The 14,232-nt window shown below is 42.2% G+C and carries 14 protein-coding genes; 8 read left to right on the forward strand and 6 right to left on the reverse strand.

The window, feature by feature from the left end; all coding sequences use genetic code 11:
* Positions 1 to 206: 206 nt before the first annotated feature.
* The 4 genes from IM792_RS07290 to uvrA all read right to left on the reverse strand — a co-directional run bounded on the left by IM792_RS07290 (position 207) and on the right by uvrA (position 5,110).
* A complete protein-coding gene (locus IM792_RS07290) occupies positions 207 to 734 on the reverse strand; it encodes a ferritin-like domain-containing protein (RefSeq protein ID WP_194101170.1) in 528 nt (175 codons plus the stop codon).
* Between the two features lie 19 nt (positions 735 to 753).
* A complete protein-coding gene (locus IM792_RS07295; RefSeq protein ID WP_194101171.1) occupies positions 754 to 1,695 on the reverse strand; it encodes a manganese catalase family protein in 942 nt (313 codons plus the stop codon).
* Positions 1,696 to 2,105: 410 nt separating this feature from the next.
* A complete protein-coding gene (locus IM792_RS07300; protein WP_194101172.1) occupies positions 2,106 to 2,591 on the reverse strand; it encodes a DUF4385 domain-containing protein in 486 nt (161 codons plus the stop codon).
* Positions 2,588 to 5,110, reverse strand: coding sequence for an excinuclease ABC subunit UvrA (uvrA, locus tag IM792_RS07305; protein ID WP_194101173.1), 2,523 nt, complete (start codon positions 5,108 to 5,110; stop codon positions 2,588 to 2,590). Before uvrA ends, IM792_RS07300 begins: the two co-directional genes overlap by 4 nt.
* A gap of 208 nt (positions 5,111 to 5,318) precedes the next feature.
* Between uvrA and IM792_RS07310 the strand changes: the two genes are divergently transcribed.
* From IM792_RS07310 to IM792_RS07330, 5 genes are all read left to right on the forward strand, one after another.
* Entirely contained in the window at positions 5,319 to 6,497 is a 1,179-nt protein-coding gene (locus IM792_RS07310; RefSeq protein ID WP_194101174.1) for a PQQ-dependent sugar dehydrogenase, read from the forward strand.
* 1 nt (position 6,498) lies between these two features.
* Positions 6,499 to 7,470 (forward strand): SMP-30/gluconolactonase/LRE family protein, encoded by a 972-nt coding sequence (locus IM792_RS07315; protein ID WP_194101175.1) that lies wholly within the window; start codon positions 6,499 to 6,501, stop codon positions 7,468 to 7,470.
* Between the two features lie 398 nt (positions 7,471 to 7,868).
* Complete coding sequence (locus IM792_RS07320) at positions 7,869 to 8,567, forward strand: DUF2490 domain-containing protein (RefSeq protein WP_194101176.1); 699 nt, start codon at positions 7,869 to 7,871, stop codon at positions 8,565 to 8,567.
* A 24-nt stretch (positions 8,568 to 8,591) separates the two neighbouring features.
* Positions 8,592 to 9,341, forward strand: a complete 750-nt coding sequence (locus IM792_RS07325; protein ID WP_347343801.1) for a DUF72 domain-containing protein — start codon at positions 8,592 to 8,594, stop codon at positions 9,339 to 9,341.
* A 168-nt stretch (positions 9,342 to 9,509) separates the two neighbouring features.
* Positions 9,510 to 9,773, forward strand: coding sequence for a hypothetical protein (locus IM792_RS07330; RefSeq protein ID WP_194101177.1), 264 nt, complete (start codon positions 9,510 to 9,512; stop codon positions 9,771 to 9,773).
* A gap of 261 nt (positions 9,774 to 10,034) precedes the next feature.
* Here the strand turns inward: IM792_RS07330 and IM792_RS07340 are convergent, their stop codons facing one another.
* Both IM792_RS07340 and IM792_RS07345 read right to left on the reverse strand, forming a co-directional pair.
* The gene (locus IM792_RS07340; RefSeq protein ID WP_194101179.1) at positions 10,035 to 10,565 is read right to left on the reverse strand and encodes a DUF892 family protein; all 531 of its coding nucleotides are present in this window, start codon (positions 10,563 to 10,565) and stop codon (positions 10,035 to 10,037) included.
* 31 nt (positions 10,566 to 10,596) lie between these two features.
* The gene (locus tag IM792_RS07345) at positions 10,597 to 11,628 is read right to left on the reverse strand and encodes a fatty acid desaturase (protein WP_194101180.1); all 1,032 of its coding nucleotides are present in this window, start codon (positions 11,626 to 11,628) and stop codon (positions 10,597 to 10,599) included.
* A 232-nt stretch (positions 11,629 to 11,860) separates the two neighbouring features.
* Here IM792_RS07345 and IM792_RS07350 point away from each other — a divergent pair, with 232 nt between their 5' ends.
* The 3 genes from IM792_RS07350 (at position 11,861) to IM792_RS07360 (ending at position 14,226) form a co-directional block, all read left to right on the forward strand.
* Complete coding sequence (locus IM792_RS07350) at positions 11,861 to 12,508, forward strand: response regulator transcription factor (RefSeq protein WP_194101181.1); 648 nt, start codon at positions 11,861 to 11,863, stop codon at positions 12,506 to 12,508.
* A 260-nt stretch (positions 12,509 to 12,768) separates the two neighbouring features.
* The gene (locus IM792_RS07355) at positions 12,769 to 12,999 is read left to right on the forward strand and encodes a hypothetical protein (protein WP_194101182.1); all 231 of its coding nucleotides are present in this window, start codon (positions 12,769 to 12,771) and stop codon (positions 12,997 to 12,999) included.
* 111 nt (positions 13,000 to 13,110) lie between these two features.
* On the forward strand, positions 13,111 to 14,226 hold the full coding sequence (locus tag IM792_RS07360) for a sensor histidine kinase (protein WP_194101183.1): 1,116 nt from the start codon (positions 13,111 to 13,113) through the stop codon (positions 14,224 to 14,226).
* The last annotated feature ends 6 nt before the right edge of the window (positions 14,227 to 14,232 follow it).

Raw genomic sequence — 14,232 nt, forward strand, 5'->3', positions numbered from 1 at the left:
ATATCATCTTCATACCATATCTTCTGAAAGTTCAGTAATTTACCACCAACGTTGGAGATTGCAATGGTTTCAAAGACTAACGTTTGCCGGGTAATACTATTCAAATGCTTGCAGCATTGTAAAGCTTTTCATGTGATTAAAAAATGTCAAAAAATAAGGCTGCCTTTCAGCAACCTTATTTTATAATCAATTGAATCAGGTTAAGATTATTCAGCAACAGCTTCAGTGTTCACTAAACTTTCCGCAATAGCGGTTAGCGCTTCATCAGTAGCTTTTTCATCGTCCAGTGTTTGCTGTAATAAGTCGGCAACGTCCTGATGCCCCATTGCCGCAGCTAACGTGCGTAAACCGCCATAAGTAGCGATCTCATAATGCTCTACCTTTTGCGCACCTAAGATCAATCCACAATCCCGTATCATCGTGCCTTTTTCAGTGTCTTCAATAATACCGCTGGCTTCCTCCAAAATTCCCACCATTGCATCGCATTTTTTTGCCGCGGCTTTTTCACCCAGCAGTTCGAATACTTTTTCTAAAGTTTCAACGTGGGTTTTAGTTTCTCCAAGATGTTTATCAAAGGCCGCTGCGAGTTCTGGGCTTGTAGCCGCTTTTTTCATTTTAGGCAGCGAGGTAGCCAGGTGTTTTTCAGCCCAGTAAATATCTTTTAATTCGTCTACGAAAAATTCATGAAATTCTGAATTTTCCATTTTTCCTGTTTTTGATGTTGTCGTTTTCATGGTATTGATGCGTTATTTATTAATTTGCTAGTGTTTGATAATTACTCCATTGCGCTACGCCTGAAGGTTCAGCTTGTTTCTCCTCGGCACTTTTAATTTCGCTCATTTTCCTATCAAGCTCTTCAGCTTGCTTTGATTCAGTGCTGAAATCTTCCGGTAATTTGGTTTGTCCAACACTTTCCTGAGCTTGTGTTAGAGGATCAGAAACATATACCCAATTTTTGTCCATGCCGGGCATTTCGCCCTCATTCCAAGGACCTCTGACCGTACCGGCAGACATATTATAAACATTTTGCAGATATCGGGGATCAGCGCCCAGAACGCCCGGCGGGAAATTATCCGGGATACTATTCAGTGCTGCCTCGAACATCTTATAGTGAGTCACTTCTCTTGTCATTAAAAAAGACAGTGTTTCGTGGATATAAGGATCGTCCGTGAATTTCATCAGGTGCTCGTACACCAGTTTGGCTCTTGATTCCGAGGCCAGATTTGTTCGCAGGTCAACTGTAAGGTCACCGTTAGAGTTTACATATGAGGCACACCACGGAATACCCTGGCTGTTACGGGGAGTTACTCCACCGCCAGTGATGATAGCGAATTGCGGATTGGCTGACAGAGCCGCGTGGATCACACTTTCTTTTTCTGCCTTGCCGTTCATGGCTACCATAAAGTCAGTCTGTTCAGCGGCATCCTTTAATTCGCCGTTCACACCTTTTAGTAACATCTGGATAGTAGCGCCGACGATCTCCAGGTGACTGAATTCTTCCGTGGCAATATCCATCAGCATATCGTACTTATCCGGATGCGCGGCCTTAGCGCCGAATGCCTGCGTAAAATATTGCATAGCCGCGGCTAATTCGCCGTTCTCTCCGCCGAATTGCTCTAACAGTAAGTTGGCAAAACGCGGGTCAGGGCGCGACACCCTGGCATTAAATTGTAGGTCTTTTACATGATGAAACATGATGCTCGTTTTAATATTCGTAAGTAGATGATTTATTCCAGGATAAAATCCCGGTAAGGAGAGTTTATGATGTATAAATACAACCTTCCCACATCTATTATGTTTTAACTATTGAATAAATAATTATTAAAATAATTAAATATTGTTGTGCCTGCTTTCCTGGCAGATCAGTAGTAATCAATAGTGGGGCATCCATGACTGCACCGTTATATCACAAACCCACCTCCTGGCTGAATGATAGATACTTTGATATTTAAATATGCTAATGCGCCCCTTGTTCTTCCTATCAGATCTGAAGTTTCGACGTAACCCGGTGGTTTATTTAACGAATAAATATGAATGGGGACTACTTGGGTTACTTTCAGAACATGAGCAGCGCAACCTATTAGTTCAAAAGATAGGCGCAAACATTAACCACGTTCTTTTTTCCAGGTAGCTTTCATTGCAACATAAGTTTCGTTCTGCTCCGCATCTTTCCATTTGGCATAAAAAACGGATGCTGATTTTGCTTTTTCGTCATCCCCCGTTCCTCGTTGTAATAAAGCATAATTGTTTTCGGCGTCATATTTACGGCCACCCTTGTAATTCGCGTATCGTCGGGCACGGGTGTAACCCATTTGCAAATATTTCCGCGCCATATCTGCACCTACAAAATCGCCGTAAAAAAGGTATCCTAAGAATTGAGCGTAGATCTTATTGCTGCTTTCAACAGCGATGGCCTCGGTTTTAAAGCGCCAGTTCTGACCGATCTCGCTCTTATAAGGTTCACAGATCAATACACCCTGTTCTCCTTTGCCTACGCGGTATAGTTCCGGATGTTTACGGTAATCGACGTAGGGTTTCCAAGCGTATTTTTTATTATTGAAATTCAGGTAGGACGGCGTATCTTTTCTCATAAATGTTTAGCCAGATAATGGGCCGTCCGGCTTTGCTTGTTTTTGATGATATCTACTGGCTTCCCTTCGGCTACAATTTTGCCACCTGCTTCACCTGCACAAGGCCCGATATCGATCACCCAGTCGCTTGCAGCAATTACCTCCATGTCGTGCTCCACCAATATTACTGTATTTCCGGCATCAACGAGGCGGTTGAGTTGCAGCAGCAAACGCTCTACATCGGAGGGGTGAAGGCCGGTAGTCGGTTCATCCAGGATGTAGAGGGTTTGGCCGTGTTGCGCTCGCTGTAACTCAGTAGCCAGTTTGATGCGCTGCGCTTCACCGCCGCTCAGTTCAGTAGCGGGCTGTCCCAGTCGCAGGTATCCTAAACCCACTTCACGGACTACTTCTAATGCCCGGCTGATCGCAGGCTCTTCATCAAAAAAATCGGCAGCTTCATCAACGGTCAATCCCAGTACCTCGGCAATATTCTTGTCTTTATACTGCACTTCCAGTGTTTTGGGGTTATAGCGGGTACCGCCACAGGTAGGGCAAGGTGTGTAGACACTTGGCAGGAAAAGCAGCTCCACCATGACCATCCCTTCTCCCTCACAATGCGGGCACCGGCCTTTGGCAACATTGAATGAAAAACGCCCGGCATCGAATTTACGCGCTTTAGCCGCCGGGGTTGCCGCGAATAATTTTCGTACATGATCGAACAGACCTGTATAGGTGGCCAGGTTGGAACGCGGCGTGCGCCCAATGGGTTTCTGATCGACGACCACCAACCGTTTGAGCGCTTTCATGCCGCTAACGATGCGGCCGCCTGTGGTTTCTATTTCGGTTTGTTCCAATGGATCAGCCTCGGTATCTCCCATGATATCTAACTGTAAACCGAGCTGTTCAGCTACCAGTTCCACCAATACCTGGCTGACGAGGCTGCTCTTACCAGAGCCTGATACCCCGGTCACACTCGTTAAGACGCTCAAAGGAAAGGCCACATTCAGGTTTAAAAGGTTATTGCGGCTGATACCTTCCAGTTTTAACCAATCTGTTGCGATACGCGGATCACTTACACCTTTAACCGCATCCTCATAAATATAATGACGGGTCAAAGATTCTTTGACATTCCGTAAGCCCTCCGGCAAGCCGCTATATAAAATGTGCCCGCCGTTTTCACCGGCTGCGGGGCCAACATCCACGATCCAATCCGCATGTCGGATCACATCGATCTCATGTTCCACTACAAACAAAGAATTCCCCGCAGCTTTCAGCTTATCCAAAGCCCGTAAAAGTGCTTCGGTATCGGCGGGATGCAGACCTGCCGATGGCTCGTCCAAAACATACACCACTCCAAACAAGTTGGAGCGTACTTGTGTGGCCAGCCTTAACCGCTGCAATTCGCCCGGAGATAAGGTCGGTGTGCTTCTTTCTACGGTCAGGTAACCCAAACCAAGGTCAAGCATTACCTGCAAACGTGCCACAAAGTCTTCCGCGATGCGTTTGGCGACCACTACTTTTTCCGGATGTGCAGCTGCCATTTTCTTTAGAGCAGCAGCCTCGCCCTTGGCGTAAGGCCCGAAGATAGCTGCCAGCTTATCCAGCGATAGCCTTGATAGTTCTGCAATATCATAACCTGCAAATTTGACCGATAAAGATTCCTGCCGAAGTCGCTTGCCATGACAAAGCGGGCATTCGCTGCTCAGCATATACTGGCTGACCCGCTTTTTCATCAGCGCGCTTTGGGAGTTGGCGAATGTATGCCTGACGTAGCGTCTTGCACCGGTGAATGTCCCCATATAATCTGGCTGGCGTTTGTTCTTAATAAAGCGCTGGATCTCCTCGTGTGTATAACCGGAATAAACCGGCACCACCGGTTGCTCCTCTGTAAATAATATCCAGTCCCTGTCTTCTTTGGGCAGGTCCTTCCAGGGAACATCAATATTGTAACCCATCGTAGTCAGGATATCCCGTTGATTTTGTCCCTGCCAGGCGGAAGGCCAGGCGGCTATTGCTTTTTCACGGATCGTCAGTGTATCATCTGGTACCATTGTTTTTTCCGTGATCTCATATATACGTCCCAGGCCATGGCATTCGATGCAGGCACCTTGCGGCGTATTAGGCGAAAACGATTCGGCGTAGATGATACCTTGACCTTCAGGGTAATCGCCGGCACGGGAATACAGCATCCGTAGTAAATTAGATAAGGTAGTGACGCTGCCTACTGATGACCGTGTGCTGACTGCACCCCGTTGCTGCTGTAATGCTACAGCCGGAGGCAGGCCTTCGATCTCGTCCACTTCCGGGATGGCCATTTGATTGAACAAACGGCGGGCATAGGGAGATACCGATTCCAGGTAACGGCGTTGCGCTTCGGCGAATAGGGTACCGAAAGCGAGTGAAGATTTTCCAGAGCCGGAGATGCCCGTAAATACGACCAGCGCGTCACGCGGAATATCAAGGTTGACGTTCTTCAGGTTGTGTTCGCGTGCACCGCGGACACGGACAAAGCCGGAGAGATCGGTTTCATTCTTAAACATGCCATTTAAACGAGAAAGAGATCGCTAAGTTTTTAAGGATACAAATTGAGTACTGGAATTGTATTTTATTATGAAGTAAATATTTGTCAGTCAGGTTAAATCTATTCTGTGGTTTTATTGTTGAACAAAAGCAAACACCGCGATGGATCAACTTTAAGAATAACGCACTCTCAATTAATTAAATATGCGATCAACACGAATACTTTCAATGATGACAGGACTAACGCTTATGTTATCCGCGCTATCATCCAGGGCGCAAAAAGGCCTTCCTTCGGAAACGCCCACCACAGCAACGGTTAATACCAGTTATCCGGCACATCTTGATTTTAAACAATCCATGGCTTCGAATCTAAAAGTTCCGGCAGGTATGCAGGTAAGCATAGTGGCGTCCGGACTTGGCAAGCCAAGAATGATGGCTTTAGCTGCGAATGGTGGCATCTACGTTACCCGCCGGGATGTCGGCGACGTTTTATTGCTTTCTGACAAGAACGGCGATGGGAAAATGGATGACCTGAAAACGGTTTGGTCGCAGTTCAATGATGTCCATGGCATCACGGTTCACGAGGGATGGCTGTATCTGGTTTCCAGTAAGGCTTTGAAACGCGGGAAGATTGCCGCTGACGGCATGGTAACAGATACAGCTACATTATTGAGCGACCTTCCGGATGGCGGCCAGCATAATAATCGCATGATCGCTTTTGGAAAAGATGGTAAATTATACATGACCGTGGGTAGTGATTGTAATGATTGCGGGGAAACTAACCAGCAGCATGCTACCATGTTGGTCATGAATGCTGATGGTACAGGTCGCCGCATTTTCGCCCGTGGTCTTCGTAACACTATTGGATTTGACTGGCATCCGCAAACTGGGGACATATGGGGATGTGACAACGGTACTGATTGGAGGGGTGACGAAATTCCGCCTGAGGAATTGAACAAAATTATTGATGGCGGAGACTATGGCTGGCCGCTTGTATTTGGCAAACAGCAGGTCGACCCGACCCGCGAAGAGCCGCCGGGCGGCACCAAAGCTGCTTATGCCAAAACCACGGTACCATCTGTAATGGAGTTCCCGGCACATAGCGCACCGATAGATTTTCGTTTTTTAGGTGACAAGCCCGGTATCCCGGCCGAATTTAAAAACGACGCCATTGTGGCCTGGCACGGTTCATGGAACCGCAAGAAACCGGAAGGATACAAAGTGCAGCGGATTCACTACGTGAACGGACAGCCCGTTTCGGTACATGACTTTTTCAGCGGGTTCTTAAGTGAGGACGCCAAAACCCGCTTTGGCAGGCCCGCAGGGATAATTGTAGCACAAACAGGTGCAATTTATGTTTCAGATGACGAGAACGGAAATATTTACAAGATCTCAGCAAGTAAATAACATGACAACATTCAATAAATTTATCATTGTGCTCACGCTCATATCGACAAATGTTTTATCTGTTAAAGCGCAAACACCCAGGATCGATATCAAAGTCAAAGGACTTTATCCTGAAGGAACAGTCTATGATGCCAAAGTTGGAAAGTTTTATGTGAGCTCTGTCATAGATGGCACCATTGGGGTTGTTGATGCGCAGGGTAATTACAGCAAGTTCTATGAGGATAAAAATCTGAAATCTACCTACGGGATGAAGATAGATCCTAAGAAAGGCTTGTTATGGGTGTGCGTGAGTGACGGTAATTACTCCAAACATTCCGATTCATCGACCTATAAAAAGATGGGGCGTGTGATTGCGGTTGACCTGAAAACAGGCAAAAAACAAAAAGATATTGATCTGGCTAAGCTTTTTGAAGGCAAACATTTTATCAATGACCTTACGCTGGACAAGGAAGGTAACCTATTTATTACCGACAGCTTTTCACCTGTCATTTATAAAGTAGACGCTAAAGGTGTGGCCAGCGTGTTCGCACAAAGCGATCTGTGGAAGGGCGAAGATATTGGGCTGAACGGTATTGCATTTCACGCCGGGGGATTTTTATTGGTAGACGATGGCCGCGCAGGTGTGCTATACAAGGTAGATATCAACAACCCTGAAAATATAACGAGGGTAAAGATTGATCAATTTTTTCCTGGTGCAGACGGGCTGCTATTAAACGATCAAGACCAGCTTATCCTTATTCAAAATAAAAGCGTCGACAAAGTTTTTCAATTGGAAAGTACCGATAACTGGCAAACTGCAAAAGTCAAAGCAGCCACGGCCGCTACAGATCGGTTCCAGCAACCTAGCACAGCAACGCAGGCAAATGGTAAAGTGTTCGTATTAAATTCCAAATTAAATGAACTTGCAGATCCCACCAAAAAGCCATCTCCCGAATTCTCCTTACAGGAAGTGGTTTTAAAATCAACAGATTGAATTGATATTGCCCGTCATTAATTTTGAGGGCTATAAACGATATTGAGTATTTTCCATTGTTGATACGACATTAGCCGCTTTTGGAACTCCTCTGAATACCCGGTAGGTTGCGTTTTATTTTTAAGAATAAAAGATATTCGGTCAGATGCAGTTGCTTCGCTGCTTATTGGTAATTCTTCTTGCTGACGGTGAGTAGTGTCTATATGTCTATAAGATCACCGACAACCTATCGTTTGCTTTTGATGAAGATGGTGGTAGGCCCTTCCAAAATAAATATTGTTGTGAAGTAACAAATGCGAAATGCCACACAGTAACTGTAGAATTTGACGGAATATGTGTAACGTTAACAATTTATCTTAAATGGTGTTGTAATTTACATGCAGCTCATACATCTATCAATGAATGTTATTATCAGGTTACAGATGCTCATTTTGTTGATTGGAAGTACAACAGTTGCCTATGGACAAGAAAATTATGCAGGATGGTTTTTCTTAACCAACACTCATAAGTTAACACACAAATTTGATCTGCTTACAGATGTGCAGCTGCGGAATAAGGATAAAATTGGGCATCTAAACACGCTGTTGTTGCGCGGGGCTCTGAGCTATAACTTTAATGAGAAACATTCAGCGGCTTTAGGTTATGCATATAAAGGCGATTGGGAAGAGGAGGTAGATGTCAAGTCGTTTGGCAAAGAACATCGCATTTACGAGCAATATCTATTCAAAACAAATATTGGCATAACTGAATTAAATGCACGTTTTCGCCTGGAACAACGTTTTGTAACGGAAGAAGGATCCACTGATTTTTCCCAGCGCGCCCGCGCTTTTATCAGTGCCCAGGTTCCGCTGTGTGGCGTTAATGGATTTACCCATGGACTTTATGCCGGTTTACAAAATGAACTTTTTTTTAACATTGCCAATAAACGAACAGTAAACAATAGCAATTTTGATCAAAACCGTTCTTTTGTTTCGCTGGGATATCGTTTCAATAAAATGATAGATGCTGAATTTGGGTATTTATATTGGTATCAAAAGGAAATAGAAGATAATACAACAACCAATGTTTGGCAATTAGTGTTGACAACGCAATTTTAGTGTATTTATAAATAACATACAGCAGTGAATCTGATAGGAAAAAAAGGTTTTTATATGGGCACAAGCGGTTTGCTCACACCGATACCAAAGCGGGATTTCCCGCCAGCCTTTCAGGACAAAAGCCGACTCAATTTTTATGCTTCGTTGTTCAACTCAATTGAAATTAATAGCTCATTTTATAAGCTGCCGGTAACTAAAACATTAGCCCGGTGGGCCAATGAGGTACCTGACGGTTTTCGTTTTACCTTCAAACTTTGGAAGCAAATAACCCATTGCAAATACTTGCAGTTTAATCCCGAGGATGTGTTGACGTTTCTGGAGCGTATCAGCAGCGTGGGGCAGAAAAGAGGGATGCTGCTGGTGCAGTTGCCGCCAGGCCTGAGCAGTGCTGCGTTCAATCAGTTTGCTCACTTAGTGAATATTTTGGCGGAGGTAACTCCAGATCTTAACTGGCCTATTGCCGTAGAGTTCAGGCACCGTTCGTGGTATTCGGAGTATATATATGATTTTTTGGACAATTCAGGGACAACCATGGTCATTCATGACATGCCGGCATCCTCCGCGCCATTGCGGTCATTTGCAGCACCATATATTTATTTTCGCTTTCATGGTCCCGGGGGGACATACCGGAATAGTTATGAAGATGATTTCCTATCTGAATATGCCGTTTATATGCGGGAGTTTATCGAAGACGGTAAAATGGTCTATACCTATTTTAATAATACAGCCGGTGATGCATTGAACAATCTGAAAATGCTAAATAGCATGTTATAAATAATCGACAGAATCAATCAGTGAAAGTATTTTTCTTCAGCAGAATGTGTTCTGTTTGCATAAGTCTTACATAATTTAAAATGCTTGTTACAGTCAGATTGAGACTAATGGATCTTTTTGATATTTTCTTTAAAATAAAATAGCTATCCTTTTAGATAACATTTTATCATGCGTGTTGTTGCACTTGTACACAAAAACACGTACCATGACAAATGCAACAAAAACCGAGGTAAGGTAGCAACCGCCATCGAAGAACAAACAGCCAAATTACCCTCCGACCTGTTCCTGTGGGCAGCGCTTGGTTCCATGGCAGTTATTGCTAAACCCCATAACGCATTGTTTGTGGGTCAATGGGCAGCACCCTTTTTACTGCTGGGTATTTATAATAAGCTGGTCAAGCTGGAAGGGCATGACCAGGAAAACCAAAAGTGATCAATAGCCACCGCACATTGCTTTGGCTTTGTGCGGTTATCGTCGTAAATTATTTAACAGTTTTAAAATTCGGGTTTTACCTTTAATCTGCGAGTAACATCGATTACCAAAGGGCCAACGGCCAAAACAGCATTTTTTATTTTCTTAGTTGAAACATCAAGCTCCTTTGCCCAGAAAATTAAAGCGTATTCGTCTTCAATGTCAATAAAACGGGTATCCGGCCTGGAACGTTTACGGAGTGTTGGCATAAATTAACATGATCTATGAGTTGGCTAAGCATTTTGCAGTAATCATGAGCATCAAAGATCTGTCTGCTTTTGCCTCATCAAAATTTTCGGTTAATAACTGACTTACATGATCATTGTTTAATTTAATGGCGGTCATTCGCAATAATTGAAAAGATGCCATTTCCATACTTTCAATATTAGACATGTAATACAATATAGCCAGATCACATAGTGTAGACTTTTCTGCTGTGAGATGAACGTCCGCGAAGGCGTCCTCAAACATAGAATTCATTCCTTCACAATGATTCATTGAAAATTCTGTGTCAAGGAGTGAAAAAATTTCATCCATGCGGTGAATTTGCATTTGTACATCATCAAATGTTTCTCCTATACCAAGCCTCAGATCTTGTAAGTAAACATTGTCGGCAAGAACCGGTAACTTGTCCAATAAGTGGAGTTTAACACAATACACACGACTTAGGTGACTTGTGAAAAAAACTTTTAACTCTTCAGGTTCTAAGAATCCCTGGAAAGATTTTGCTGACGGGATTGGTGATTCACTCATGAGTATTATTTAAAAAGATGTTCTATGTTTCTTATAACAATTTATTAAGCTTATCAGGCATATGTTCTTTATAAAAATGATTTCTGTAATCCCTGTAATGAGATACAGCGCCTATAGATTTCATTAACCAAATAAAATACCAGGCGAGATCTATTTGATAAGGTTTAAAGCCGCTTCTTGCACTTCTGGGATATAAATGGTGGTTATTATGCCATTCACCTGCTACCAATCCTGGCCAAAGTTGGTTAATTGATTTATCACCATGATGATAATCGATTCCTTCCCGTTGTTTATCTTTACCTTTGGCGTGGCCGTCGTAATTAAAAGTCCGAACGCCTACAGCCCATACACCCGCTGCCCCGAAAAAGCAAAACGCCAGGGCATGCCCGCCGATAATATAGAACAACAAATACCAAAAACACCAATTTAGTGCCCACGATATTACAGCGCGCCATGGATTTACATATGAGCCCCAGCTTTGGTATTGCTTATAAGTATTTGCCGTTATCCCCGTATGCCGCATTAAAAGGCAAACCCTGTTATAATCCTGTTCCGTTAGATTTTTGGCGATCGGTTGATGATTAACATCTGCAAGAAAACAATATAGAAACCCCGCCTGAGCGTTGTATGGATCTCCCGGCTGATCAGATTTTGTATGATGAACGTGATGTGATATGACATAAATTTCTTCCGGAATAACTTTTATAGTGAGGTTTTGGGTGATGAACCGCCAAAAGTTATTACGGAATTTATATGCACCATGGGTACAATAACGATGTAGCCAAACGGTGCCATGAGTTCCCATAATAATCATTCCGTAGACAAAAGCCAATAGGGCCGTCCACCAGGTTAAGTAAAATATCAAAAAACATATGAAAAAGGGAGCTAGGCAAAAAACCTTAATCCAGCTAAATAAGGGTAGCCAATTTTTTTTTGACTTAAAAATATTCAGGCGTAAGCAAAACTCGCCTAATATTTGCCGTGGTGAAGGTTTGATCAGAAAATTCTGAGTATCCTTCCAACCATATGAAGGTGGCTGTAATACGTGATCAAGGAATGGCATACCGGGTGTTTAATGATTTTCTTAAGAGTAGCTGTATTATAGTTTAGTAAAATTAATAGATGTGATTTTTACATTAACGGTGTAAATACTTGAGGTGAAAGGTTGAACTACTCTATTATAATTTACAAGCGCAATTAATAACAATAGCGGGTTTTTGCCTATTGGTAATCAATAGCAATACTTATCTTAAACAAATATTTACTTGAAATTTGCTTATCCATTTGAAACGACTATGATAAATATACTTTTGGCCGAGGACCATCATGTTGTACGTGACGGACTTAAATCCATGTTAGAAAAGGAATCTAATTTTAAACTTGTTGGTGAGGCCGCTAACGGTGCGGATGCGATGGAGTTGCTTAGGAAAGGCCTTGAAGTGGACGTTATTATAGCCGATATTAATATGCCGGTTATAGGTGGGCTGGATTTAACCGAACAGGTCAAAAAAGAGTTTACTAAAGTTAAGATTATTATTCTAAGTGCGCTTGATCATGAAAAGGTAATTGTAAAAGCCTTAAAATTGGGTGCAAGCGGTTACTTATTGAAGAACAGTAGTCCTGAAGAATTGATATTCGCGATCAAACACATTTATAAGTATAAACAGTACATCTGTGAAGAAATTACTACACGATTTTTTGATCGGATGCTCACTATTCCTGAAAACGTCAAAACTGATAACATCAGCGACATCACTTTTAGCTCAAGAGATGTCGAAATCTTAAGCATGATAGCAGAAGGATTTACTAACCAGGAAATCGCTGATAAGCTTTTTACAAGCAAGAGAACTATTGAAAATCACCGTCAACAATTAATTGATCGTACTGGCTCGCGTAATACCGTTTCTCTTATCAGATATGCAATTCTTCATGGAGTTATCTGATACTCTGCAATAATCATTTTGCTTCAGCGCGTCAATCTTTAATAGAGTAATTAACACATTGCATACCAGGTATTTGTACCTGTTTGTGGTCGAGTATTGTTAATACATTTGATTGGATATTGAATCTATCTCCTTTAATCAACTTTATCTGGTTCTGATTAAAACAAGAGTTAGGCTAACACCTTTACTTGTTTGCAAGTATGTTACCATATATCACAGTATCCAAAAACTGAATTATCTGTCAAGTTAGTACAAAGTATATGATCACTATTAATGTTAAAGAACCAAAAACCAAAAAACTTTTAACATTGGGAATTGTGGAAGTTTCGAACGCGCCGCATCCGGGATGGATCGTGCTGATTCCAGGGCGTAGAAACATCTGGCTTCATCTGGTGAATAATGAATGGAAAATAAAGCCGGACGTTATCCCTAAAAAATTTGTTCAGGCGATAGTTGATCAGATTTTGCCTTATATTCATGAGCAGCATTAAGCTCTTGGAGTTTGTTATTAGCAATTATTTATTGTGCAATAACGTGGTTAATTAATTGTAAATTACAATGTTCATTTGTAAAACCAGTTAGTTACGCCACTTGCAGTTTTTATGCCTAACAACACAAAAAAAAACAAAAAGGATCCCTTTTCAAGTCTGTCAAGTCATCATGAAGTTAGGGTAGAGGATTCTGAAAATCTTTTACAGTCGGTATTTGATACAAGTCTTATTTGTATGTCTGTATTGCAAGCTCAACGTGATGAGCATGGAGAGATAATTGATTTTGTTATCAAAATAGTTAACAAAGAACTGGAAAGGGAAACCGGTCGAACTGATCTTGTTGGTAAACTCTATTCCCAAGAATATCCTGGTATAAGAGATGTAGGCATCTTTGCGTTGATGCTCAAGGTAATGAATACTGGGATACCTGCACAGCTGGAGTATTTTTATTCTCATGACGGTTTCAATAAATGGTTTTCCTGCATGTTCGTTAAATTAGAAGACGGCTTGGTAGCAACAAATCTTGATATAAGTGCCCGTAAAAAGGCTGAAGAAGAAAGATTGAATATGGTCATAGCCCAAAATCAAAAAATTTACTGGGCTACATTGAATATTCAGGAGATTGAAAGAAAACGGATTGCTGAGAGTTTGCATAGTGGCGTAGGCCAGTTACTTTACGGTGTAAAGTTAAGCTTACTGCAGGAGTTTGATAAAGAACATTTGACAAAACCACAATTATTGGAAAAGATCGAAGAGATCAATGAGCAAACAGATCAACTTTTGAACGAAGCCATTAAAGAAACGAGGCGAATTTCGCATGAATTAACTCCTGCTATTTTGGAGGAGTTTGGTTTAAGGGAGGCCATAGATGATGTTTGTCGTCAGTTTAGTCATACCCTTCAGATCAACTGTGAGTTGGTTGGAATTATCAATCTGATTGATAAACAAATGGAGTTAGCTATTTATCGAATTGTTCAGGAACTGGTAATGAATATCATCAAGCACGCTCATGCTACTATTGCTTCAGTACGAATAGAAATATATAAGAAAGAGGTAGTAATCATCGTACGTGATAATGGCATTGGGTTTCGAAAAAGAACCTCGAATGAAGGTATTGGTTTGAAAACTATTCAGAATAAGGTAAACTTATTGAATGGTACTTTTAAACTGGAATCAAAAAGTGGCGAATATAGTTTGGTTACCATCATCCTACCGTACACCAGTTAACGAAGA

The sequence above is a fragment of the Mucilaginibacter sp. JRF genome, assembly GCF_015223065.1.
Taxonomy (GTDB): domain Bacteria; phylum Bacteroidota; class Bacteroidia; order Sphingobacteriales; family Sphingobacteriaceae; genus Mucilaginibacter.

What these genes read in the sequence shown, in the direction of transcription:
- IM792_RS07290 (WP_194101170.1), bottom strand. Translation starts at nt 734, where the DNA reads ATGAAAACGACAACATCAAAAACAGGAAAAATGGAAAATTCAGAATTT.
- IM792_RS07295 (WP_194101171.1), bottom strand. Translation starts at nt 1,695, where the DNA reads ATGTTTCATCATGTAAAAGACCTACAATTTAATGCCAGGGTGTCGCGC.
- IM792_RS07300 (WP_194101172.1), bottom strand. Translation starts at nt 2,591, where the DNA reads ATGAGAAAAGATACGCCGTCCTACCTGAATTTCAATAATAAAAAATAC.
- uvrA (WP_194101173.1), bottom strand. Translation starts at nt 5,110, where the DNA reads ATGTTTAAGAATGAAACCGATCTCTCCGGCTTTGTCCGTGTCCGCGGT.
- IM792_RS07310 (WP_194101174.1), top strand. Translation starts at nt 5,319, where the DNA reads ATGATGACAGGACTAACGCTTATGTTATCCGCGCTATCATCCAGGGCG.
- IM792_RS07315 (WP_194101175.1), top strand. Translation starts at nt 6,499, where the DNA reads ATGACAACATTCAATAAATTTATCATTGTGCTCACGCTCATATCGACA.
- IM792_RS07320 (WP_194101176.1), top strand. Translation starts at nt 7,869, where the DNA reads ATGAATGTTATTATCAGGTTACAGATGCTCATTTTGTTGATTGGAAGT.
- IM792_RS07330 (WP_194101177.1), top strand. Translation starts at nt 9,510, where the DNA reads ATGCGTGTTGTTGCACTTGTACACAAAAACACGTACCATGACAAATGC.
- IM792_RS07340 (WP_194101179.1), bottom strand. Translation starts at nt 10,565, where the DNA reads ATGAGTGAATCACCAATCCCGTCAGCAAAATCTTTCCAGGGATTCTTA.
- IM792_RS07345 (WP_194101180.1), bottom strand. Translation starts at nt 11,628, where the DNA reads ATGCCATTCCTTGATCACGTATTACAGCCACCTTCATATGGTTGGAAG.
- IM792_RS07350 (WP_194101181.1), top strand. Translation starts at nt 11,861, where the DNA reads ATGATAAATATACTTTTGGCCGAGGACCATCATGTTGTACGTGACGGA.
- IM792_RS07355 (WP_194101182.1), top strand. Translation starts at nt 12,769, where the DNA reads ATGATCACTATTAATGTTAAAGAACCAAAAACCAAAAAACTTTTAACA.
- IM792_RS07360 (WP_194101183.1), top strand. Translation starts at nt 13,111, where the DNA reads ATGCCTAACAACACAAAAAAAAACAAAAAGGATCCCTTTTCAAGTCTG.